Origin of the sequence: Jeongeupia wiesaeckerbachi (genome assembly GCF_050916355.1) — a bacterium.
In the GTDB taxonomy this organism is placed as follows: Bacteria; Pseudomonadota; Gammaproteobacteria; order Burkholderiales; family Chitinibacteraceae; genus Jeongeupia; species Jeongeupia wiesaeckerbachi.
Genome location: NZ_CP136946.1, coordinates 2,050,893 through 2,072,634, shown reverse-complemented (window position 1 = coordinate 2,072,634; position 21,742 = coordinate 2,050,893). Strand labels below are relative to the sequence as shown.

Sequence of the window (21,742 nt, the reverse complement as noted above, 5' to 3'; positions counted from 1 at the left end):
ATTTAGCAACCCAGCCACCATCGTGTCTTCCTTCACCCGCCTGACCATCGACGACATCGCCCGGCTCGCCGGCGTTTCCCGCACCACGGCCAGCCTGGTCCTCAACGGCCGCGCCGAAACGTACCGGATTTCCGAGGCCACCAGCCAGCGTGTGCTCGCCGTCGCCGCCGAGCATCAGTTCCAGCCGTCACAGTCGGCACGGGCGCTGCGCTCGCGCGCCAGCCACACGCTCGGCCTCGTCGTCCCGCAACTGACCAACTTCGCCCACGCCAGCCTTGCCGAAGCGCTTGAGCCTTTGGCGCGCGCCGCCGGCTACCAGTTGATGATCGTCGGCAGCAGTGACGACCCGGAACAGGAAGCCGCCGGCATCGGCCAACTGGTCGCCCGGCAGGTCGACGGCCTAATCGTCGTGCCGTGCAACGCCGATCCGGCCGCCTACGCCGGCTGGTCCAAACGCTTGCCGCTGGTGTTCGCCGATCGCCGCGTCGCCGGCAGCCCAATCCCCTTCGTCGTCACCGCCGCCGCAGCCGCGACCGAAACGCTGGTCGGCGACGCCATCGCGCGCGGCGCGCATGAAATCCTCTACATCGGCGGCGGCGCCAGCCTGTCGACCAGCGCCGACCGGCTCGCTGGCTACCGTGCGGCGCTCGACCATGCAGCGATCGTGCCTGCCGCTGACTGGATCAGCGAACGCGACTACCTGCGCGCATCGGGTCAGGCACGGCTGGCCGACTGGGTCGCGCGGCACGGCCGTTATCCGCAGGCGGTGTTCACCGGCGGCATCACCCTGCTCGAAGGTGTGCTGGCCTTCGTCAACGCCCGTGGCGACGAAGGCCCCGACTTCCTGCTGACCTTCGACGACCATCCGCTGCTCGACTGCCTGCCGCAGCCGGTGCAATCGGTCGCGCAGGACAGCCACGCGCTGGCGAGCGAAAGCCTCGCTGCCGTGCTCGCGCAGCTTGCCGGCCAGCCGGCCGAGTCCGAGCGCTGGATCGACGCCAGCCTGCGCCACCGCCGGCGCTAAACCTCCCCGCTTCACCGCCCCAACCCCTCACCCGCCTGCGTCTCACGCCTGCGATCGGCATGGTCGCGTCCGTTCTAGGCCCGCTTTGGCGTCGGCATAAGGGGATTCCTGTAGTTTTCTAAAAAACACTACAAAAAATTGATTCAGGTCTACTTTTTTTGCTTAACACGGTTTAGCATCAGCGCATCGCTCGAGTTCAGAGCCCGAATCCGTGGTAGCGGTCTAGCCTGTACTACGGATGCAGAAGGAGTTGCTATGACCAAGGTGCTGGTGGTTGGCAGTATCAATATGGATCTCGTCGTCGGGACGACGCGCTTTCCCCGTCTCGGCGAAACGCTGTTTGGCGAGCGCTTCGCGACGCATCCCGGCGGCAAGGGCGCCAACCAGGCCGTCGCGGCGGCGCGGCTCGGCGCCCAGGTCACGATGGTCGGCCGCGTCGGCAACGACGCCTTCGGCCAGCAGATGCTGGCGACGCTGAAAGCCGAGGGGGTCGACACCCGCTGGATCGGCATCTCCACCACGGCCGCCACCGGTGTCGCGGCGATCACCGTCTGTGACGGCGACAACGCCATCCTCGTCGTCCCCGGCGCCAACGGCGAACTCTCCCCCGAACACATTGCCGCGTCGGAACCCGCGTTTGCCGCCGCCGACGTCGTGCTGGCGCAGCTCGAAGTACCGATGGGCACCATCGAAGCCGCTGCCGCGCTGGCGCAAAAGCACGGCAAGCCATTCATCCTCAACCCGGCGCCGGCGGCCCGGCTGCCGATCGATCTGGTCGGCAAGGTCGCGCTGTTCACGCCAAACGAATACGAGCTGGCGGTCGCCCTCGACGGCAAGCCGGAAAACTGGAAGGCGCTGCTGTCGATGCTGCCGGGCAAGGTGGTGATGACCAAGGGCCGCGACGGCGCCTACTTCACCGATGCCGCCGGCGCGCTGCAACACCAGACGTCGTTCCCGGTCGAGGCGGTCGATTCGACCGGCGCCGGCGATACCTTCAACGGCGCGATCGCCGCGTTCTGGGATCTCGGCCTCGCCGCAGCGTCGCGCTATGCCTGCGCCGCCGGCGCACTGTCGGTCACCCGTGCCGGCGCCCAAGGCGGCATGCCGACGCGCGCCGAAGTCGACACCTTCCTGGACAACGCTGCATGAAAAAGCACGGCATCCTCAACAGCGACATCGCCCGCATCCTGGCGAGCCTCGGCCACACCGACTGCATCGTCATCGGCGACTGCGGTCTGCCGATTCCCGACCACGTCGAACGGATCGATCTGGCCCTGCGCATCGGCACGCCGTCGTTCTTTGATGTACTCGACGAAGTACTCAAGGACATGCAGGTCGAACGTGCGGTGTTCGCCACCGAAGTACTCGACCGCAACGAGGCCGTGATGACCCGTGCCACGGCGATGGCCGGCAGCGGCGTCCACATCGATTACGTTGGCCACGACGAACTCAAGCGCCTGACGCACTCGGCCCGCGCCGTGATCCGCACCGGCGAAGCAACGCCGTACGCCAACGTCGTGCTGTACGCCGGCGTGATCTTCTGAGGAGGCGGTCATGGTCGTGAAGATGAAGGACATCAGCAAGGCCTTCGGCCCGGTCAAGGTGCTCGAAGGCGTCGAGTTCGAGCTTGAGCGTGGCGAAATCCACGCCCTGATGGGCGAGAACGGCGCCGGCAAGTCGACGCTGATGAAGATCCTCTGCGGCGTCTATCAGGCTGACTACGGTTCGATCGAAATCGAGGGCCGGCCGGTCGAGATCCGCGACACCAAGGACGCCGAGCGTCACGGCATCGCGATCATCCATCAGGAACTGAACCTGATTCCGCAGCTGTCGGTGATCGACAACCTGTTCCTCGGTCGCGAGAAGCACAAGGGCGGCGTGCTCGATACGCGCAAGATGCGCGAGCTGGCCCTCGAATACCTCGCCCACCTCGGCGTGAAGAACATCGATCCGGACATGGAAGCCGGCAAGCTGTCGATCGGCCAGCAGCAGATGGTCGAAATCGCCAAGGCGCTGAGCCTGAACGCACAAGTGCTGATCATGGACGAACCGACCGCGGCGCTGACCGATCGCGAGATCGAGGTGCTGTTCGGCCTGATGCGCGATCTGAAATCGCGCGGTGTCGGCATCGTCTACGTCTCGCACCGGATGGAAGAAATCTTCGAGATCTGTGACCGGATCTCGGTGCTGCGCGACGGCCAGTTCGTCGGCCAGCGCGTGATCAAGCAAACCGGTTTCGACGAGATCGTCAAACTGATGGTCGGCCGCGAAATCGGCGACCGCTTTCCCAAGCGTCATGCCCAGCTCGGCGATACCCGGCTCAAGGTCAGCGACCTCGACGACGGCCTGGCGATTTCCGGAATCAACTTCGAAGTCCGCGCCGGTGAGGTGCTCGGCATCGCCGGGCTGATGGGCTCGGGGCGCAGCGAAATCGTCCGCGCGCTGTTCGGCGCGAGCCGCCGCAAAGGCGGTGACGTCTGGCTCGACGGCAAGGCCGTCGACATCAGCAACCCGATCACGGCGATCGGCCACGGCATCGGTTTCGTCACCGAAGATCGCAAGACCCAGGGTCTGGTGCTCGGCATGTCGGTACGCGAAAACATCACCCTCACCCATCTGGCCAAGCTTGCCAGTGGCGGCGTCGTCAACAGCGGTGGCGAAAGCACCGAAGTCGCCGGGCTGATCGAACGACTGAAGATCCGCACCCGCGATGCCGAGCTCGACGTCAAATCGCTGTCGGGCGGCAATCAGCAGAAGGTCGTATTCGCCAAGTGGCTGGGCATCGCCCCGAAGGTGCTGTTCCTCGACGAGCCGACCCGCGGCGTCGACGTCGGCGGCAAGGCCGAGATCTACCAGATCATCAACGAACTCGCCGCCAGCGGCGTCGCCATCGTCATGGTGTCGTCCGAGCTGCCCGAGGTGCTGTCGATGAGCGACCGCATCCTCGTGATGCATCAGGGCCGGCAGGCCGGCATTTTCGACGCGAAGACCGCGACCCAGGAAACCATCATGCACGCGGCAACCGGAGGACAATAACGATGAGCCCGCAAACCAAAGCCACCCTGCAAAAACTCGGCCCGCTGATCGCGCTGGTGATCATGGCCGTCGTGCTCGCGACGCTGAGCCCGGATTTCCTCACCGTCGGCAATCTCTTGAACGTGCTGCGCCAGGTGTCGATCAATGCGCTGATCGCCTTCGGCATGACCTTCGTCATCCTGCTCGCCGGCATCGACCTCTCGGTCGGTTCGGTGCTGGCACTGTCGGCGGCGCTGATGGCCGGGCTGATGGACGGCGGCATGAATCCGGTCGCCGCCACCATGGTCGGCCTGATTGCCGGCGCGGCCATGGGCCTGCTCAACGGCCTGATCGTCACCAAGGGCAAGGTCGCGCCCTTCATTGCCACGCTCGGCACGATGACGCTGTATCGCGGCTGGACCATGGTCTACACCAACGGCAGCCCGATGACCGGTTTCAACAGTGACTTCATCTACATGCTCGGCAGCGGCTACGTGTTCGGCATCGTGCCGATCCCGGTGGTGATCACGCTGATCGTCTTCGGCGCGCTGTGGTTCGTGCTGAAGAAAACCGTGTTCGGCCGTCACGTCTACGCCGTCGGCGGCAACCCGGAGGCGTCCAAGCTCTCGGGCGTCAAGGTCGACCGCGTCCAGCTGTGGGTCTACTCGCTGTCGGGGCTGATGGCCGCGCTTGCCGGCGCGATCCTGACTTCGCGCCTCAATTCGGCCCAGCCGACCGCCGGCGCCGGTTACGAGCTCGACGCGATCGCCGCGGTCGTCATCGGCGGCACCAGCCTGGCCGGCGGCCGCGGCTGGATCGTCGGCACGCTGATCGGCGCCGTGCTGCTCGGCGTCCTCAACAACGGTCTCAACCTGCTCGGCGTTTCGTCGTTCTACCAGCAGGTCATCAAGGGCATCATCATCCTGCTTGCGGTACTGATCGACCGCGCAGGGAAAAAGTAAACGGACGCACCATCACCACGTCGTCACTACCAGGAGAAGTCGCATGAAACCGTGGATCAAACCCCTGCTGATCGGCGCCATCGCCCTCGGTCTCGCCGCATGCTCGAAGCAGGGCCCGGACAGCAACGCCGCATCGGACACCGCCAGCAGTGGCGAACCGACGATCGGCCTCGCCGTATCGACCCAGAACAACCCGTTCTTCGTCACCTTGCGCCAGGCCGCTGAAGCCGAAGCCAAGGCGCAGGGCATCAAGCTGATCGCCGTCGACGCGCAGGACGACGCCGCCAAGCAGATTTCCAGCATCGAAGACCTGATCCAGAAGAAAGTCAGCGTCATCCTGATCAATCCGACCGATTCGGATGCGCTGGCCAACGCCGTGCGCGAAGCCAACAACGCCAAAATCCCGGTGATCTCGATCGACCGCGCCGTCAACGGCGGTGAAGTGGTCGCGCATATCGCGTCGGACAACGTCGAAGGCGGCCGGATGGCGGCGAAGTTCCTGCTCGACCAGATCAAGCATCAGGGCAAGGTGATCGAGCTCGAAGGCATTCCGGGCTCGTCGGCGGCGCGTGAACGCGGCCAGGGTTTCGGCGAAGGCATCAAGGATGCCAAGGACGTGCAGGTCGTCGCCAAGCAGCCGGCCGACTTCGATCGCGCCAAGGGCCTGACCGTGACCGAGAACATCCTTCAGGGCAACAAGGACGTGAAGGGCCTGTTCGCGCAGAACGACGAGATGGCGCTCGGCGCGCTGCAGGCGATCCAGGCCGCCGGCTTGAAGGACGTCGTCGTCGTCGGCTTTGACGCGACCAGCGATGCAATCGCCGCGGTCAAGGCCGGCACGCTGGCCGCCACCGTCCAGCAGAAGCCGGATCTGATGGGCAAGATGGCCGTCGATACCGCGAAGCAAATCATAGACGGCAAGCAGGTACCGAAGTCGATTCCGGTGCCGCTGAACCTCGTCACCAAGGACAACGCCCAGTAAACGGCGAAATTGAGTACACCGCAGAGACTTTCACGGCCCCTTCCGGGGCCGTTTTTTTTGCGTGTCAGATCTGGCCGAGGAACCAGTTGACGATGTAGAAGTGGTCCTCGAACAGCTCGGTTTCCATCCGGTTGAATTCGAACAGTGGCACCCATTGCGCCCGGTCGGCATCGTCGCCGCCGCGCACCTTCGGCAGCCCCTCGCCGGTCGGCGTCAGCTCGATCAGGAAACCGTGGGTGATCGTCCGGCCGCGCAAGGAGCGCTGCGGGTGGTCGAACACCCGGCTGGCACGGATCGACCCGGCGAGCACCGGCGCCGGCACCTTGAGCCGGGTTTCCTCTTTCAGCTCGCGGATCACCGCGTCGCGGATCGGCTCGCCCTGCTCGATGAAACCGCCGGGCAGCGCCCACAAGCCCTTGCCGGGCATGCCGCGCCGGCGCACCAAGAGGATATGCCCCGAGTGGATCACCACCGCATCGACGGTGACGAAGGTCGGCGGATACGGCGCCACCGCCCAGGCACGGCGGAAATCCTGCAGGTAGCGGTACTCGGCGCTCAGACGTGCGTAAACCTCATCGCGGCGGAAGCCCTGCAGCCAGTCGAACACCGCCGGGGCCAGCTTCGGAGCGCAGGCGTCGAAGCGCTCGCCGCCGGCATCGAACAGCGCATCGCGCACACACTGCGCATCGATGCCCGGCTCGTCGTCGACCTCGAGCCGCTGCCACTGCGGAAACAGCTCGAGATACCACGCGTTGCGACTGCCGCGGCTGCCGACGATGCCGATGCGGAACTCGGCCGCCCGATGCCCGAGGCTGGCGGTGTCGACGGCGATGACCTTGTCGACCAGGCTCTGGATTTCGGTAACCCACTGCTGGTCGTTGTACATCCGGTCCGAGCAGCCGACCATGAACACCCGCTGTTGCAAGGCATCCGGCAAGGCCATGCGCAGCATCGCCTCGCGCTCGGCCAAGGTAAACGGGTTGCGCGGACTGGCCGCCTGCCGCGCCGAGCCGCAGATCACGATCAGCTTGTCGGCGTGTTCGAGCGCAGCGTGGATCAGCTTCAGGTGGCCGTTGTGCACCGGCTGGAACCGGCCGATGAAAACCAGGTAATCGAGACGTTGTGCCATCGGTTCTCCCAACAAGAAAGGGCGGTCTCGGCCGCCCTTTGTGCTACGCGTAGTAACGCTTGGAGAATTCGAGCATGCGCTCGATCGGCAGCCGCGCCGCGTCCATCGCCTCGGGGCTCAGGTAGTCGATGCGCGTACCGACTCCGGCCTGCGCCCGCTTCACCGCCTCGATGGTGTTCATCTTCATGTACGGGCACGAGTTGCACTGGCAGCCGGCATAGATCGGCGCCTGACGGATGTCGAGATCCGGCCGCGCCAGCCCCATGTTGTAGAGAATGCCGTCCTCGGTGGCGACGAAAATCACCGCGTCGGCTTCCCTGTCGAACGATTTCACCCAGTTCAGCATCCCGCTGGTCGAACCGACGTAATCGGCCTGCTGCAGCACTGGCAGCGGCGATTCCGGATGGGCGATCAGGTACTTGGCACCGCTGACGGCGGCAAAGGCCTCGTCGAGCGCGGTCTGGTTGAACTTGTCGTGCACCTCGCACACGGCCGACCATAGCGGCATGCCGTAGTCGTACTGGAAGTTCAGATAGGCGCCCATATTGCGGTCGGGCGAGAAGATCACCTTCTTGCCGTCGGCGTACAGGCTGGCGATGATGTCGTCGACGTTGCGGCTGGTGACGATCCAGTCGGACAGCGCCTTGTGCTCGGCCGAACTGTTGATGTACGACACGTGCACATAGTCGGCGTGTTCCTCGCGCCACTTTTTCAGCGCGCCCACGTCGGTCTGGGTGACGAGGCTACAGGTCGAACCGGCGTCGGGCAGGATCACCTCGGCGTCCGGATTCAGAATCTTGGCGGTTTCAGCCATGAAGCGCACGCCGGCGAACACGATGGTGTCGGCGCCACATTCCTTGGCATACAGGGACAGCTCCAGGCTATCGCCGACCTTGTCGGCCATCTGCTGGATCTCGGGCTGGCAGTAGTAGTGCGCCAGCGTCACGACTTTCTTGCTCATGGTCTTCCCCCATGCAAAATGCGCGGGCTCGCCCCGCGACAGGTCTATCAGTGCATCAAGTCCATGATGCCTCTCGGATTTTCACCGGCGCAGCGTGTCCCGCCGCACAGCATCACGGCAGCATCTTACACCCGCAAGACACGCCCAATCTCGACTGTCCGGTCCTTTTTGCAAAAAGGTGTTGACGGACGGCAAAGCGCGAGCCATAATGCGCTCCTCAGTTGCAGAACACAGCAGCGAAAACGGCGAAGCGGGATTAGCTCAGTTGGTAGAGCGATACCTTGCCAAGGTATAGGTCGAGAGTTCGAGCCTCTTATCCCGCTCCATTCACCGGTTTCATTTCTGGTTTTGCCTGCTGATGCGGGATTAGCTCAGTTGGTAGAGCGATACCTTGCCAAGGTATAGGTCGAGAGTTCGAGCCTCTTATCCCGCTCCAAATTCCAGAAAAAGGGAAAGTCGATACTTTCCCTTTTTTGTCGCAGTTGCGGCGGGGTAGCAAAATGGTTATGCAGCGGATTGCAAATCCGTCTATGCCGGTTCGATTCCGACCCCCGCCTCCAGTACAAAAGCCCTGATTATTCAGGGCTTTTTGCTTTTCCGGCGACAGAAAAATACGCAAATGGCGTGCTACAATCGGCACCCTGCCCCGATGGTGAAATTGGTAGACACAAGGGACTTAAAATCCCTCGCCTAACGGTGTGCCGGTTCGACCCCGGCTCGGGGCACCAGATACGGCAGCAATAAAAAAAACGCGACACTATGCCGCGTTTTTTTATTGGCCGCCCCAATCGAAGGCGGCAGTACCGCGACCCAGACCTTGCGTCTAAGCCAGCACGTGTTCGATCGAGGAATGATCTTCGATCTTCAAGACCTTGCCGTCGATCACCAGCGACGGCAGGCGCGTAACGCCCAATGACTGCGCGTCGGCGGCACGGTGCGAATCCACGCCGAGGTTGACGATCTCGATCCCTGAACCGATCGATTCAAATGCCGCCGCAATCGACAGGCAGATATTGCAGCCGTCGTGAAACAGAATCGTCGCCATCTCAGAACTCCCCATCGCGGATATAGGGCTGGCTCCACAGGATGGACTGCAGCAGCACCGACTTGACCCAGGCAGCGTGTATTTTCTCGACTTCGGCCGCCGATGCGCCGTGCTTGGCCAGGAAAGGTTTCAGCGTTGTGGTGATCGGAATCGTCAGTGCCGGGATGTAGCGGAAATTGACCTGGGCCGTGCTTTGGGCACCATCGGTCTTGTTCTTCTTGAACTTGCTGTGGCGCAGGCCGATTTCGTACTGGTAATCCAGCCAGGCCTGATCGTAGTTGGCTTCGGCGGTATCCAGAATCCACCGGGCAAAGCGCTTGCGCACCGCTTCGAGGTAGACCGGGTCGGGCTCGCCAGTTCGCGTGTTGCCGAAGAACACCACCAGCTCCGGGGTCGATGCGACGAAGCCGTACCAGACGTCGAGAATCGCGTCGGTCTGGTCGGCCAGAATGGCCGCGCTTTGGCGCAAGGCCTGGACATCCTCGTCATTGAACAGCAGCGCTTTTTGCAGCGATGCCAGATCGTCAAGCGAGTACGGCGCGCGGGCCACGGATGCCTGGCCGTGCGTGTAGCCCGGAATCGGCGCAGCGGTGTCGGCTTGCACGATGCCCGGCTTCAGCGCGGACAGAATCGACTTCAGGAATGACATGGTCGGGCTCCTTGATGAACGGGGGTCAATGCACAACATCGGCAGCGTCCGATGCGGGTGCTTGTGATTAATGTGCCCGATCTTGAGATACGATGAATGTCTTAAGATCGACAAAACATATCCAGGCGTCCAAACATGTCGAACATTGCCCCGCTCCCGTCGATCGATCGGCTGTCGCCGCTGCTCGAGCGCTTTCGTGTGCGCGCACAGCTGTTCCATACCGGCGCGCTCTGCGGCGTCAGCCTGTTCGAGCAACAACCGGGGCGGGCCTTCCTGCACGTGCTGCGCCGCGGCGAGATGGAAGTCGTCCATACCGGCGGCGAAGGTCTGGCGCCGCGGCTGATCGTGGACGAGCCGACGCTGCTGTTCTATCCAAGGGCCGTCACCCATGCCTTCCACAACCCGCCAGTCGACGGCTCGGACTTCACCTGCGCGACGCTGCGCTTCGACGGCGACGAACACAATCCGCTGGTGCAGGCGCTGCCGCCGCTGATCCTGCTGCCGCTGCGCCAGGTCACCGGTCTGGCGCAGACGCTGGATCTGCTGTTCGCCGAAACCGACCGCAGCCGCTGCGGCTCGCGCCTGCTGGCGGATCGACTGTTCGAAGTCGTGCTGATCCAGCTCTTGCGCTGGCTGATCGATCATCCCGATGTGGCGGGGATTTCGTCCGGGCTGGTCGCCGGCTTATCCGATCCGCGGCTGGCGCGGGCGATCGCCGCGATTCATGAACAGCCCGGTGACGACTGGACGCTGACGCAGATGGCCACCAAGGCCGGGATGTCGCGCGCGGCCTTCGCCGCCGGCTTCAAGCAGGCCACCGGGCAGACACCGGCCAGCTATCTGAGCGACTGGCGCTTGAGTCTGGCCATCGGCGAGCTGCGCGCCGGCCAGCCGATCAAGGTGATCGCCGACGCGCTCGGTTATAGCGGCGCGCCGGCGTTCTCCAAGGCGTTCAAGCAGAAGTTCGGCGCCGCGCCGCGCGACTGGCTGCGCGAGGCCGAGGCAGACTTACCGGTCTGAGTGGATACGGTCCGGCCCGACCGCAGCCCCCTAGCCCCCGGCCAATTCGGCCGTCGCAGCCTGCGCCGATCGCTCCGTCGTGGCCTCGTCGGCCAACCAACGCAGAATCAAACGCGACAAGCGTTCAACGATCTGGTCGATCTGCACCGGCGTACAGATCAGCGGCGGCAGCAACCGGACCGTCCGCTCCCGGGTGACATTGATCAGCAAGGCCTCGGTTCGCAGCGCGCGCTCGACCAGCGGCGTGCAGGGTTTGGTCATTTCGATGGCGACCATCAGGCCATGACCGCGGACGCCGCGAACCCCGGGATGGCCGGCCAGCCGCGCCTGCAACCCGCTCAGCAGCCGTTCGCCCGAACGCCTGGCGCGCTGTGGCAGTTGTTCGCGCTCGCTGATGTCGAGTACGCAGCAGCCGACACGGCAAGCGAGTGGATTGCCGCCGAAGGTCGAACCGTGGTTGCCGGGCAGGAACAGCGCGGCGGCGTCGCCCCGCGCCAGACAAGCGCCGATCGGTACGCCGTTGCCGAGCGCCTTGGCCAGCGTGATCACATCGGGCGTGATGCCGGCATGGTTGAAGCCGAACCACTCGCCGGTCCGGCCGAGGCCGGTCTGGATCTCGTCCATCATCATCAGCCAGCCGCGCACATCGCACAGCGCGCGCAGCTGCTGCAGATACGCCGGGTCGGCGACGTGCACCCCGCCCTCGCCCTGCACCGGCTCAAGCAGCACGGCGACAATGTCCGGGTGCTCTTCGGCGCATTGCCGCAACGCGGCCATATCGTTGAACGGCACCCGGATGAAACCGGGCATCAGCGGTGCAAAACCCTGATGCACCGCCGGATTGCCGCTGGCGGCCAGCGTCGCGAAGGTACGGCCGTGGAAGCTGTTGTCCATGACCACGACCAGTGGCTGGGCAATGCCGCGACGCTGCGCGTGCAGCCGGGCCAGCTTCAGCGCCGTCTCGTTGGCCTCGGCGCCCGAATTGCAGAAAAAGGCCTTGTCCATTCCGGCCAGCGCGCACAAGCGCGCGCCGAGCTGTTCCTGCCATTCGATGCCGAACAGGTTGGACGTATGAATCAGCCGGCTCGCCTGATCGGCGATCGCCGCGGCAATTTCCGGATGCGCGTGGCCGAGGTTGGTCACCGCCACGCCGGCAATGGCGTCGAGATATTCCCGGCCCTCACTGTCCCAAAGACGCGCACCCAATCCGCGTTCAAACGAAATCGCCTGACGCGAATAGGCGTGCATAAGGTAGGAAGCAGTCATGGTCCGCTGCGGCTCCGGCGGGGTCATTCGGCCGATGTTTCAACGGATGGCACAGCTTGAAACAGCGCTTCCGCGCCCAACAAGCGCAGCCCGTCCGGACCGCTTTCAAGAATCCGCCGTTCGCCGTACGCCACCAGGCGCTGCGTGCGGAAACCCTGCTCCGCCGGCAACTGGGCGGTGATCGTGGCCAGCGCTTCATGGGCGCGCGGCGCATCGGTTTCAAAGAAACCTAGCAGCTCGCCATGTTGCCAAACGGTGAGCCGGTATTTGTGTGGGGTCGTGTCCATGGGTTATGGGAGGCTCCAAGTCGGGAAGGATAAATCAGGCTCAGTTCCGCATAGCCTGACTGGTGGGAGAACTGCAGTGCTGCGCTCACTTCGTCGCAGGCCAGCCGGACGGCGTCGCGCAGCGGCACATCGGCCAGCAGCAGGCCGGTCAGCACCGCGGCAAACAGATCGCCGGTACCCTTGGCGTTGCAGGCGATGCGCGTATGCGTCAGCACTTGGGCATCGTCGCGCGTCACGATCGCCACGCAGAGCGGTGCGTCGGCGAGCGCCGGCGCCTGGGCCGACGTCACCACGACCCATTCGGCGCGGCCGGCCAGCCAGACCCGTGCGGCGTCGATCACATCGTCGAACGTCTCCAGCCGCCGTGCGGCCAGCTGCGCCAGTTCGAAACCGTTCGGCGTCATCCCGTGTGCCAGTGGCAACAGGTGCTGGGTATAGGCCAGCACCAGCTCCGGTTCGACATACATACCGCAGTCGTAGTCGCCGAGCACCGGATCGACGTAAAAACGGATGTCGGGCCAGTGCGCGTGCACGTGTGCCAGCCAGCCGGCCAGCATGCGAGCCTGATCGGCGCAGCCGAGATAGCCGATGACGATGGCGCGCGTCGAATGCAGCACGCCACGCAGCTCAAGCTCACGCAAATAACCGGCAAACCACGTCGTCGGAATCACCCCGCCATCCACCGACGGATAGTGCGGCGTGTTGCTCAACAACACCGTGGGCACCGATGCCACGTGCAGGCCCATCCGTTGCAGCGTGGGCACCGCAATCGAGTTGCCCACGCTGCCATAGACGAGCTGCGACTGGATCGAGATCACGTCGATCGGCAGCGTCGACGGCACACGCCGCCGTCCGGGTGGTTCGCTGCCGTTCATGCAGGCGAGGTCTGTGCGGAAATCACGGTATCGAGCCAGCGCTCAACCACCTGACGTGCCGCCTTGGCCAGGGCCGGGCCGTACTGCAACGCCTGCTTGCGCAGGACGCGCGGATCGATGCCGGCCTGGCCCAGCTCGGCGGCGTGGCCGACCAGCCATTGTTCGATCCGCGCCGCGTCGGCTTCGAGGTGGAACTGCAGCCCCAGCGCCTGCGGACCGAGCGCAAAGGCCTGATTGGCGCCGATGCTGGTGCCCGCCAGATGAGCCGCGTCGGCCGGAATGTCGAACTGGTCGCCGTGCCAGTGCAGCACCGACACACCGTTCAGCGCCGCCAGCGGCGACGCCAGGCCTGCATCGCTGAGGCTGAGCGGGCCGAAACCGATTTCCTTGACGCCCAGCGGATACACCTTGGCCCCCAGTGCGCGCGCCATCAGCTGCGCGCCAAGGCAGATGCCGAGGATGGGCTTGTTGGCCGCCAGCCGTGCGCTGATCAGGTCCAGCTCGTCTTCGACGAAGGGATAGATCGTTTCGTCGTACGCACTGATCGGCCCACCGAGCACCACCAGCAGATCCGGCGCCAGCGGGTCCAGTGCAGCGAGTTTGGCGGTGGTGGCGTCGACGTATTCGACATGAAAGCCACGCGAGGCCAGCACGCCTTCGAGCGTACCGAGGTCTTCAAAATGGAGGTGGCGAATGGCAAGAACCGATTTCATCGGGCGTACTCCTGTGGAATGGGCTGGCTCGGCCAGTAATGGTGGTGTGGCAATGCACGTGCACCGAACAGGGCTTGGCCGACGCGCACGACGGTCGCCCCCTCTTCGATCGCGATTTCGAAATCCCCCGACATGCCCATCGACAACTCGTCCATCTGCATGCCGGCGGGCAGATCAAAGCGTAGGCGGTCGCGCAAATCGCGCAAGCGGATGAAGCACGCGCGGACCTGTTCCGGGTCGCTTGACTGGATTGCCAGCGTCATCAAGCCCTTGACCCGCAGCGACGGAAACTGCTGCAGCTGCTGGACGAAGGACGCGGCCACGTCCGGATGCAGGCCGTATTTGCTGACCTCGTCCGAGGTGTTGATCTGCACCAGCACGTCCAGCGTGCGTCCCTCGAGCGTCAGCCGCTGTTCGAGCGCCTCGGCCACCCGCAGGCTGTCGAGCGCCTGAAATTCGCTGGCCATCTTGGCGACGACCTTGACCTTATTGGTCTGCAGATGGCCGATGACCACCCAGTCGACGTCGCCCAGGTCGGCCATCTCCTGCCACTTCTGCTGGACTTCCTGCACCTTGTTTTCGCCGAAAACCCGGCAACCGGCCGCATAGGCAAAACGGATCCGCGCCTGATCGATGGTTTTCGAGACCGGCAGCAAGCGGACACTGTCCGGATGCCGTCCGGCGCGCGCGCATGCCGCGGCGATGCGTTCGCGGACCGACGCCAGATTGGCGGTGATCTCGGCCTGGGTCTGCGCTTGCGGATAAAGCACCCCGCCCCCCGTCAGGGGGAGATCAAAACCGGGTGAGTTCAATGCATGCTCCTCGACGCGTGGTCGGTCAGGGTTAAAGGGCGATCGTCAATTTGGCTTGCGACGGATAGGTGCAGCACGCCAGCGCATAGCCTTCGGCCTGCTCACCGGGGCTCAGCGCAAAGTCCGCCTCCCGGCGGCAATCGCCGTCGACGATCTTGATCCGGCAACTGCCGCAAATGCCCGAGCGGCACTGGCTCTTGATCGGGATCTGGTTTTGTTCGAGCAGCTCGAGCACGCTCTGCCGCGGATCGGCACGCAGCATCCGGTCCGAACCGACGATCGCCAGCTGCGGCGCCGCGAGCGCGGCGTCGACGATGATCGGCTCGGCGGCCACCGGCGGCGTGAACGATTCGATCAGCACCTTGGCACCGGGATGCAACCGCCGCATCGCCGCCTGCTGTGCGCTGGCGAACTGGTGGCTGCCGCAAATCACCACGGCGTCGAGCTGGGTCGAGTCGGTCAAGTCCGCGTCGCTGGGCCGGCCCGCATGGAAATGCGGCGTCCGCGACTGGATGGCATCACCGGTCACAAAGATGCGGACGCTGAACCACGGGCTGCGCAGATCCAGTTCGAGCAGCTCATGCAGAAACGGCACCGCCGAGATGGACTTGGTGCACAGGCACAGATCGACCCGCGGCACCGGCTTGCCCTGCTGCGCCAGCTTGGCCAGTTCGCGGATCAGCGCGATCGGCAGCGTGATGCCGATCCCGCCGGCCAGCATCAGCACCCGCCGCAACGAGGCCACCGTACCCACGTTGATATGACTGGCCGCGTACTTGATCGCCAGCGTCTCGCCGGTATTCAGGCTGGCGTGCAGGCTGTCGGAGACCCCCTGATTGCCGGTTTTACGCACCGCGATTTCGAACGTGTCGTGCGCCGGACGACGGACGATCGAATAGCAGCGTTGCTGGGTGATGCCGCGCGTATCCGGGTACTCGATCGCGACATGCGCACCGGGTTCGAGGTGAGGATGCAGATCGCTCCGGATCGACTGCGTGCGCAAGGTAAACACCTTCACGCCGCCGGCTTCCGTATGCGCCTGCTCGCAACGTGCGTGCATCACCGCGCTCATGACGTCGCCTCCGCCACCGCCTGTGATGCCGGCAGCGAGGTTGCAATGCGGACGCTACGGTCGGCCAGGCCGATCCGCTCGATCAGCGCTTCGACCGAATCGGTATAAACGCCGATTTCATTGCTGTCGCCGGTCTCGTTCAGGATGGCTTCGTAGTTCGGCAGGCCGACCAGCTCGAATGCCGAGCGCCACGCACCCAGCTCGTTGTTGGCGAACAGTTGCACCGTCTTGAGGATGATTTCGCGCAGGTGCTGCCGTTCACCCTGGCTGAGGCCGTGGACCAGATCCGCGGCCACGAAGCTGAAGACGCTCGAATGACTCCACTCGTCGACGGCATGGGTACGGGTGACCTGATGGCAAATGGCCTGGATCGACTGGTCTTCGGCCATGGTCTTCAGGTAATCGGTGATCAGCGTCTCGCTAGCGCACGCAATGCCGAAGCGCGTCAGCCGGCGCTCCCATTCGGCGCCGCATTTCGAGAGCGCTTCGTCGCGCCAGCGCACCAGATTGAAGTCCTCGAAATCCAGCGGCGTGAGACCGCGCTCGCGGTAGATGTAGTTGCACGCGCCAATCGACATGCGGGTGTGCAAAGCCTCGTCGAGCAAGGCTTCGGAAATCACGTCCTGGATGAGCTCGCGGTTCTTGGTAAAGCTCGGCGGCGCCTTGATCAGGTCTTCGCACGCCGGCGTCACGATGTCGCACTCGATGTAGATCGTCTTGAGGTTGTAGATCCCCCATGCGTACGACAGGCACTGCGATTTCAGCGCCGGGGGGGCCGACAGCCACGCTTGGTGATCCTTGAACGGCAGCAGCGATTCGCTGAAATCGTGCTTTTCCGGATCTAAGACTAGGCCGGCGTAGTCGCTGGGCCCCTGATTGACCGCGGCGCGCGTCTGCCAGAGCGCCGAGAGCCGCTGGAGCATGGTTGCGACCGAGTCTTCACGTACCGCTTCTGAGTAAGCCATGGGTTAGTGCCTCATGCAGATACTGCGTTGAAGTTGCAGGGTGCTGCTGTCTGCGTTGCAGTTGGAATCCGGGAGTTCAGAGCCATGCCGACCTCACCCCTTCATTTTGTATTAGTTCATAAACAGTTATGAACTAGTTCATTAGATGATGCCAAAATACTTTCGTCAAGCTTGTTGGTATTTTATTTTCTTGACACTGAAATGACGAAATCGATGTACGCTATGTTAATAACTTTCTAATAAACTCTTGTAAGAATGAGCATGGATGCGCCCTGTGCCGATCCGCGATCACCAAACCAAGTATTTCTCTGCATAATCTGCAACACTGGGTAGGCGTGGATTAATGACTTTTGTTTTCTTTGTAATTTATTTTGAATGAGTACATAAATGCTGGAAGGAAGCACCGCTCTCGAGATCGTCGCCTCCATCGACCGGATGATCCGGTTCGAACAGTGGAAGCCAGGCCACCAGCTGCCGTCGGTCCGCGTGCTAGCTGGTCAACTGGGCGTTAACCCGAATACCGTCGCCTCGGCGTACAAGATGCTGCGTGACGCCGGCACCATCGTGACCGATGGCCGGCGCGGCACGCATGTCGCGGACGAGGTCATTCACGCGGCGATCGAGATGGCGGTGCCGGCCGGCTTGCGCGATCTGGCGTCGGGCAATGTCGACGGCCGGCTGCTGCCACGGCTGCAACCGGATTGGCTGGCCACGCCCAGCCCGCTGGCCAGTTACGATGCCGGCGAGGACGATCCGGCACTGCTGGCGCTGGCGCAGCGGTGGATGTTCGAACCGGCGGGCTGCCACAGCCCGGTCGCGGTGTTCTCCGGCGTGCTCGATGCCATCGAGCGTGCGCTGATCCAGCGCTGCCGCCCCGGCATGAAGGTACTGGTCGAGGACCCGTGCTGGCCGCCGTTGCTGGCGCTGCTGGTGAGCATGCGGCTCAAGCCGGTGCCGCTGCCGGTCGACGCCAATGGTGCGCAAGTGCCAAACGCCGCGGTATTGCAGGATGCCTGCGCGGTGATCCTGACCGCCCGCGCGCACAACCCGACCGGAGTCAGCTATTCGCGTGAACGCTGGCAGGCATGGCAGTTCGCGCTGGCGCGTTCGGCCGACTGTCTGCTGGTGATCGATGATCACTGGGGTGCGCTGAGCGCCATGCCGCCGCCGCCGCTGCAGATTTTTTCGTGCGAATGGGTCTATGTACTGTCGGTCAGCAAATTCCTCGGACCGGAACTGCGGCTGGCGTTTGCCGCCGGCAATGGCCCGGTGCTGAAAACGATGATGCGCCGGCATTCGTTCGCGCCACGCTGGGTCAGCCCGCTCTTGCAACGCGTCGTCGCGAGGGCCTGGCAGGGCATGCTCGACGACAACGCGCTGGCACTGGTGCGGCAAACCTACGCATCGCGCCGCGCCACACTGCAGGCCGGTCTGCACCGGCACGGGGTCGACGTTGTCGATCACGGCGAGGGGCTACATCTGTGGGTACCGGTTGCCAATGAGACTGCTGCGGTACAAAGCCTGGCCTCGCTGGGCTGGGCGGTACAGGCCGGCCAACCGTTCCGGCTCGACGGTCCATCAGCGATCCGCATCAGTACCGGCAACCTGGCATTGAACGAACTCGACACGCTGGCCAGCGATATCGCGTTGGCGCTCAAGCCACGGACGCGCACCATCTATTGAGGACAGCCCACACGGCAACTCATCTTGCACACGCTTGCCGCGCTCCGCAGCGACCGACGGGCATGCCCGCGCGGCTGGTGCTTGCAGGCCGTTTCCATGGAAACACGTGCCGCACGCATCGCCTCGGACAGCCGCTTGCGGCATGCGCTGACGCCGTGTGCGCGGCGCCGACGGCAGGCGGTGCTTCAGTGGAAATCGCGGCTGCTCACCTGTAGTTCGCCGAGCCAGGCACTGCGATCGGCCAGCCTTTTGGCCAGCAGGTGCACGACATCGCCCTCGCGCTGCACCACACCGTAGACCGCCAGCAACTGCGCGCCGAGCAGTTCACGCCGCTGCCGCTCGGCCAGATCGGACCAGACGATCACATTGACGTTGCCGGTCTCGTCTTCCAGCGTGACGAACACCACGCCGCTCGCAGTGCCCGGCCGCTGGCGGCCGACAACCAGGCCGCAGGCACGGGCCGGCATGCCGGAAGGTAGCGCCGCCAGCTCCGCGGCGCTCAGCAGCCTTTCCTGCTTCAACCGTGCGCGCAGCAGGCTGAGCGGGTGCGCGCGCAGGCTCAGCCCAGTCGCGTGGTAATCGGCGACGATGTCCTTGCCGAGCGACAGCGGCGGCAGATCCGGCACGGCGTCGGGCTCGACCAGCGCCAGATCCTGCTGCACCCCGGCGCCACTGACCTGCCACCACGCTTCGCGGCGGTGACCGGCGAGCGCCGCCAGCGCATCGGACTCGGTCAGCGCCGCCAGCGCACGCGGGTCGGCGCCACTCGAGCGCAACAACTGATCGACCGAGGCATAGCCGCCGGCAGGCCGGGCCGCGACCAGATGCCGGCCGGTCTCCTCGCCCAGCCCCTTCACCTGCCGCAATCCGAGCCTGACCGCCGGTTGCGGGCCTCCCCCCGGTTCGAGCGTGCAATCCCAGTCGCTGCATTGCACATCGACCGGCCGGACCTCGACACCATGGCGGCGCGCGTCCTGGATCAGCTGCGACGCCGAATAAAAACCCATCGGCAAGGAATTGAGCAGGCCACAGCAGAACGCTGCCGGCTCGTAACGCTTCAGCCACGCCGATGCATAAACGAGGATGGCGAAACTCGCCGCGTGCGACTCGGGAAAGCCGTATTCGGCAAAGCCCTCGATCTGCTTGAAAATGCGCTCGGCGAAATCGAGCGTATAGCTGCGCGCCAGCATGCCGCCGATCAGCCGTTCGCGATGCTGTTCGAGCTTGCCGGTCCGGCGCCACGCCGCCATCGACCGGCGCAGCGCATCGGCCTCTCCCGGCGTATAGCCGGCGGCGACGACGGCGAGCTGCATCACCTGCTCCTGAAAAATCGGCACCCCCAGCGTGCGCCTGAGCACGGTCTCGATTTCAGGACTCTCGTATTTCACTTTTTCCCGCCCCTGCTTGCGCTGCAGATACGGGTGGACCATGCCGCCCTGGATCGGCCCGGGCCGGACGATCGCAACCTCGATCACCAGATCATAGAAACAGTTCGGCCGCAGCCGCGGCAACATGCTCATCTGCGCCCGGCTCTCGACCTGAAACACGCCGATGCTGTCGGCGCGGCTGAGCATCGCGTAGACCTCGGGGTCTTCGCGCGGAATCTGCTGCAGGCTCATCGGCGTCTGCCGCAGGCTTGAGACCAGTTGCAGTGTGCGCCGCAGCGCCGACAGCATCCCCAGCGCCAGCACGTCGACCTTGAGCAGGCCGACCTCGTCGAGGTCATCCTTGTCCCACTCGATCACGGTGCGGTCGGCCATCGCCGTATTCTCGATCGGCACCAGTCTTGAGAGCGGCCCGCGCGAGATCACGAAACCGCCGACGTGCTGCGACAGATGGCGCGGAAAACCGCGCAGCGTCCCGGTGAGCTGCAGCAATTGCTGCACCGGCAGGCTGTCCGGATCGAGGCCGACCTCGATCATCCGCTGCGCCAGCGCCTTCCGGTCGTCCCACCACGCCAGCGAGCGCGTCAGCCGGTCGAGCTGGTCCTCCGACAAGCCGAGCGCACGGCCGACATCGCGCAGTGACGACTTGGTCCGGTAGGTGATGACCGTTGCCGCCAGCGCGGCGCGATCGCGGCCGTATTTCTGGTACAGGTACTGAATCACCTCCTCGCGCCGGTCATGCTCGAAATCGACGTCGATATCGGGGGGCTCGGCGCGCTCCTCGGACACAAAGCGCTCGAACAGCAGATTGCCGTTTTCGGGGTCGACTTCGGTGATGCCCAGCGCGTAACACACCGCCGAATTGGCCGCCGAACCGCGCCCCTGGCACAGGATGCCGCGGCTGCGCGCAAAAGCGACGATGTCTTCGACGGTGAGGAAGTAAGCCTCGTACTGCATCCGGGCAATCAGCAAAAGCTCGGCGTCGACCTGCGCCACGACCTTGGCGGGCGGCCCGGCCGGATAGCGTCGGGCAAGACCGGCTTCGGCCAGCATCCGCAAATGCCCCGCCGGCGTCGATCCGGCCGGTACCAGCTCGTCCGGATACTCGTAGCGCAGCTCGGTCAGCACGAAATGGCAGCGCGCGGCGATCGCCACCGATTCGGCCAGCCATGCCGCCGGATAAACCTGCGCCAGCCGCGCCCGGTGACGCAGGTGGCGTTCGGCGTTCGGCTGCAATGCCATCCCGCACTGCGCCACCGGCTTGCCGAGGCGGATCGCCGTCAGCACGTCCTGCAGCGGCTTGCGTGCTCGTGCATGCATATGCACGTCGCCGGCGGCGACGCAGCGCAGCCCGCTTGCTTCGGCGAGCCACTGCAATTGCAGCAGCCGGCCGCGATCGTCCGGCCCGGCGAGCAGCTCGGCGGCGATCCAGCTGCGCGCCGGAAAATGCCCGCCAAGCCACAGGCCGTCGGCCGGATCCGGCTCGGACGGCGGCAACCACAGCGCCAGCAGCCGGCTGGCGAAATCGGCGATGTCGGCGCGGCTCAAGCGGTACTGGCCCTTGCCGGCATTGCGCCGGCCGCGAGTGATCAGTTCGGCCAGATCGCCGTAGGCCGGTTTGTCCGGTGCCAGCAGCACCAGCCGCAAGCCGTCGTCCAGCGTGAACTCGGCGCCGACGATCAGCTGCAAGCCGCTGTCCTTGGCCGCCCGGTGGGCGCGGACGATGCCGGCGAGCGAGCATTCGTCGGTGATCGCCAGCGCCGTATAGCCCAGATCGCGCGCACGCTCGACCAGCTCCTCGGCGTGCGACGCACCGCGCTGAAACGAGAAGTTCGACAGGCAGTGCAGCTCGGCGTAGGCCGGCAGCACCGCCGTGCCAGTATGCAATGCAGCCACG

20 protein-coding genes and 4 tRNA genes are annotated in these 21,742 nt (G+C 64.7%); 12 read left to right on the top strand and 12 right to left on the bottom strand.

The features are described from left to right. Positions 1 to 22: 22 nt before the first annotated feature. The 6 genes from R0382_RS10135 to rbsB all read left to right on the top strand — a co-directional run bounded on the left by R0382_RS10135 (position 23) and on the right by rbsB (position 5,983). A complete protein-coding gene (locus R0382_RS10135) occupies positions 23 to 1,024 on the top strand; it encodes a LacI family DNA-binding transcriptional regulator (RefSeq protein WP_432719468.1) in 1,002 nt (333 codons plus the stop codon). Positions 1,025 to 1,279: 255 nt separating this feature from the next. Further along, a complete protein-coding gene (rbsK, locus tag R0382_RS10130) occupies positions 1,280 to 2,173 on the top strand; it encodes a ribokinase (RefSeq protein ID WP_432719467.1) in 894 nt (297 codons plus the stop codon). Beyond that, positions 2,170 to 2,568 (top strand): D-ribose pyranase, encoded by a 399-nt coding sequence (gene rbsD, locus R0382_RS10125; protein WP_432719466.1) that lies wholly within the window; start codon positions 2,170 to 2,172, stop codon positions 2,566 to 2,568. Before rbsK ends, rbsD begins: the two co-directional genes overlap by 4 nt. Positions 2,569 to 2,578: 10 nt before the next feature. Beyond that, positions 2,579 to 4,060 (top strand): sugar ABC transporter ATP-binding protein, encoded by a 1,482-nt coding sequence (locus R0382_RS10120; RefSeq protein ID WP_432719465.1) that lies wholly within the window; start codon positions 2,579 to 2,581, stop codon positions 4,058 to 4,060. A gap of 2 nt (positions 4,061 to 4,062) precedes the next feature. Further along, complete coding sequence (locus tag R0382_RS10115) at positions 4,063 to 5,001, top strand: ABC transporter permease subunit (RefSeq protein ID WP_432719464.1); 939 nt, start codon at positions 4,063 to 4,065, stop codon at positions 4,999 to 5,001. 43 nt (positions 5,002 to 5,044) lie between these two features. Next, complete coding sequence (gene rbsB, locus R0382_RS10110; RefSeq protein WP_432719463.1) at positions 5,045 to 5,983, top strand: ribose ABC transporter substrate-binding protein RbsB; 939 nt, start codon at positions 5,045 to 5,047, stop codon at positions 5,981 to 5,983. A 64-nt stretch (positions 5,984 to 6,047) separates the two neighbouring features. Here rbsB and R0382_RS10105 read toward each other — a convergent pair whose 3' ends face one another. Both R0382_RS10105 and nadA read right to left on the bottom strand, forming a co-directional pair. Beyond that, positions 6,048 to 7,112, bottom strand: a complete 1,065-nt coding sequence (locus R0382_RS10105; protein ID WP_432719462.1) for a bifunctional nicotinamide-nucleotide adenylyltransferase/Nudix hydroxylase — start codon at positions 7,110 to 7,112, stop codon at positions 6,048 to 6,050. 43 nt (positions 7,113 to 7,155) lie between these two features. Next, positions 7,156 to 8,073: a quinolinate synthase NadA gene (nadA, locus tag R0382_RS10100; RefSeq protein WP_432719461.1), complete on the bottom strand. Its 918-nt coding sequence runs from the start codon at positions 8,071 to 8,073 to the stop codon at positions 7,156 to 7,158. 250 nt (positions 8,074 to 8,323) lie between these two features. Between nadA and R0382_RS10095 the strand changes: the two genes are divergently transcribed. The 4 genes from R0382_RS10095 (at position 8,324) to R0382_RS10080 (ending at position 8,801) form a co-directional block, all read left to right on the top strand. Further along, a tRNA-Gly gene (locus tag R0382_RS10095) sits at positions 8,324 to 8,399 on the top strand. A gap of 34 nt (positions 8,400 to 8,433) precedes the next feature. Continuing rightward, positions 8,434 to 8,509, top strand: a tRNA-Gly gene (locus R0382_RS10090). A 50-nt stretch (positions 8,510 to 8,559) separates the two neighbouring features. Further along, positions 8,560 to 8,633: transfer RNA gene (locus R0382_RS10085), tRNA-Cys, on the top strand. Positions 8,634 to 8,716: 83 nt separating this feature from the next. Further along, a tRNA-Leu gene (locus tag R0382_RS10080) sits at positions 8,717 to 8,801 on the top strand. Positions 8,802 to 8,896: 95 nt separating this feature from the next. On the opposite strand, the gene R0382_RS10075 is transcribed toward R0382_RS10080, so the two are convergent. Continuing rightward, complete coding sequence (locus tag R0382_RS10075) at positions 8,897 to 9,118, bottom strand: hypothetical protein (RefSeq protein WP_432719459.1); 222 nt, start codon at positions 9,116 to 9,118, stop codon at positions 8,897 to 8,899. A gap of 1 nt (position 9,119) precedes the next feature. Continuing rightward, the gene (locus tag R0382_RS10070; RefSeq protein WP_432719458.1) at positions 9,120 to 9,767 is read right to left on the bottom strand and encodes a protoglobin domain-containing protein; all 648 of its coding nucleotides are present in this window, start codon (positions 9,765 to 9,767) and stop codon (positions 9,120 to 9,122) included. Between the two features lie 135 nt (positions 9,768 to 9,902). Here R0382_RS10070 and R0382_RS10065 point away from each other — a divergent pair, with 135 nt between their 5' ends. Beyond that, positions 9,903 to 10,787 carry an AraC family transcriptional regulator gene (locus R0382_RS10065; RefSeq protein ID WP_432719457.1) on the top strand — a complete coding sequence of 295 codons (885 nt, stop codon included), beginning with the start codon at positions 9,903 to 9,905 and terminating at the stop codon, positions 10,785 to 10,787. A 30-nt stretch (positions 10,788 to 10,817) separates the two neighbouring features. Here R0382_RS10065 and R0382_RS10060 read toward each other — a convergent pair whose 3' ends face one another. From R0382_RS10060 to R0382_RS10030, 7 genes are all read right to left on the bottom strand, one after another. Then, positions 10,818 to 12,053: an aspartate aminotransferase family protein gene (locus R0382_RS10060; protein ID WP_432719456.1), complete on the bottom strand. Its 1,236-nt coding sequence runs from the start codon at positions 12,051 to 12,053 to the stop codon at positions 10,818 to 10,820. A gap of 23 nt (positions 12,054 to 12,076) precedes the next feature. Then, positions 12,077 to 12,340 carry a hypothetical protein gene (locus R0382_RS10055; protein WP_432719455.1) on the bottom strand — a complete coding sequence of 88 codons (264 nt, stop codon included), beginning with the start codon at positions 12,338 to 12,340 and terminating at the stop codon, positions 12,077 to 12,079. Then, a complete protein-coding gene (gene pdxK, locus R0382_RS10050; protein WP_432719454.1) occupies positions 12,283 to 13,215 on the bottom strand; it encodes a pyridoxine/pyridoxal/pyridoxamine kinase in 933 nt (310 codons plus the stop codon). Before pdxK ends, R0382_RS10055 begins: the two co-directional genes overlap by 58 nt. Then, the gene (locus R0382_RS10045; protein WP_432719453.1) at positions 13,212 to 13,928 is read right to left on the bottom strand and encodes a glutamine amidotransferase; all 717 of its coding nucleotides are present in this window, start codon (positions 13,926 to 13,928) and stop codon (positions 13,212 to 13,214) included. The genes pdxK and R0382_RS10045 overlap by 4 nt, the downstream gene beginning before the upstream one ends. Then, a complete protein-coding gene (locus R0382_RS10040; protein ID WP_432719452.1) occupies positions 13,925 to 14,698 on the bottom strand; it encodes a YggS family pyridoxal phosphate-dependent enzyme in 774 nt (257 codons plus the stop codon). Before R0382_RS10040 ends, R0382_RS10045 begins: the two co-directional genes overlap by 4 nt. A gap of 73 nt (positions 14,699 to 14,771) precedes the next feature. After that, the gene (locus tag R0382_RS10035) at positions 14,772 to 15,812 is read right to left on the bottom strand and encodes a 2Fe-2S iron-sulfur cluster-binding protein (protein ID WP_432719451.1); all 1,041 of its coding nucleotides are present in this window, start codon (positions 15,810 to 15,812) and stop codon (positions 14,772 to 14,774) included. Beyond that, complete coding sequence (locus tag R0382_RS10030) at positions 15,809 to 16,777, bottom strand: diiron oxygenase (protein ID WP_432719449.1); 969 nt, start codon at positions 16,775 to 16,777, stop codon at positions 15,809 to 15,811. The genes R0382_RS10035 and R0382_RS10030 overlap by 4 nt, the downstream gene beginning before the upstream one ends. Before the next feature lie 387 nt (positions 16,778 to 17,164). On the opposite strand from R0382_RS10030, the gene R0382_RS10025 reads away from it, so the two are divergent. Beyond that, positions 17,165 to 18,460, top strand: coding sequence for an aminotransferase class I/II-fold pyridoxal phosphate-dependent enzyme (locus R0382_RS10025; RefSeq protein ID WP_432719448.1), 1,296 nt, complete (start codon positions 17,165 to 17,167; stop codon positions 18,458 to 18,460). A 185-nt stretch (positions 18,461 to 18,645) separates the two neighbouring features. On the opposite strand, the gene R0382_RS10020 is transcribed toward R0382_RS10025, so the two are convergent. After that, positions 18,646 to 21,741 (bottom strand): error-prone DNA polymerase, encoded by a 3,096-nt coding sequence (locus R0382_RS10020; RefSeq protein WP_432719447.1) that lies wholly within the window; start codon positions 21,739 to 21,741, stop codon positions 18,646 to 18,648. Position 21,742 lies beyond the last annotated feature (1 nt).

Coding starts and splice junctions, on each gene's coding strand:
- nadA (WP_432719461.1), bottom strand. CDS start 8,073: ATGAGCAAGAAAGTCGTGACGCTGGCGCACTACTACTGCCAGCCCGAG.
- R0382_RS10045 (WP_432719453.1), bottom strand. CDS start 13,928: ATGAAATCGGTTCTTGCCATTCGCCACCTCCATTTTGAAGACCTCGGT.
- R0382_RS10105 (WP_432719462.1), bottom strand. CDS start 7,112: ATGGCACAACGTCTCGATTACCTGGTTTTCATCGGCCGGTTCCAGCCG.
- R0382_RS10070 (WP_432719458.1), bottom strand. CDS start 9,767: ATGTCATTCCTGAAGTCGATTCTGTCCGCGCTGAAGCCGGGCATCGTG.
- R0382_RS10115 (WP_432719464.1), top strand. CDS start 4,063: ATGAGCCCGCAAACCAAAGCCACCCTGCAAAAACTCGGCCCGCTGATC.
- R0382_RS10055 (WP_432719455.1), bottom strand. CDS start 12,340: ATGGACACGACCCCACACAAATACCGGCTCACCGTTTGGCAACATGGC.
- rbsB (WP_432719463.1), top strand. CDS start 5,045: ATGAAACCGTGGATCAAACCCCTGCTGATCGGCGCCATCGCCCTCGGT.
- R0382_RS10120 (WP_432719465.1), top strand. CDS start 2,579: ATGGTCGTGAAGATGAAGGACATCAGCAAGGCCTTCGGCCCGGTCAAG.
- rbsD (WP_432719466.1), top strand. CDS start 2,170: ATGAAAAAGCACGGCATCCTCAACAGCGACATCGCCCGCATCCTGGCG.
- R0382_RS10030 (WP_432719449.1), bottom strand. CDS start 16,777: ATGGCTTACTCAGAAGCGGTACGTGAAGACTCGGTCGCAACCATGCTC.
- rbsK (WP_432719467.1), top strand. CDS start 1,280: ATGACCAAGGTGCTGGTGGTTGGCAGTATCAATATGGATCTCGTCGTC.
- pdxK (WP_432719454.1), bottom strand. CDS start 13,215: ATGAACGGCAGCGAACCACCCGGACGGCGGCGTGTGCCGTCGACGCTG.
- R0382_RS10060 (WP_432719456.1), bottom strand. CDS start 12,053: ATGACTGCTTCCTACCTTATGCACGCCTATTCGCGTCAGGCGATTTCG.
- R0382_RS10035 (WP_432719451.1), bottom strand. CDS start 15,812: ATGAGCGCGGTGATGCACGCACGTTGCGAGCAGGCGCATACGGAAGCC.
- R0382_RS10075 (WP_432719459.1), bottom strand. CDS start 9,118: ATGGCGACGATTCTGTTTCACGACGGCTGCAATATCTGCCTGTCGATT.
- R0382_RS10065 (WP_432719457.1), top strand. CDS start 9,903: ATGTCGAACATTGCCCCGCTCCCGTCGATCGATCGGCTGTCGCCGCTG.
- R0382_RS10025 (WP_432719448.1), top strand. CDS start 17,165: ATGCTGGAAGGAAGCACCGCTCTCGAGATCGTCGCCTCCATCGACCGG.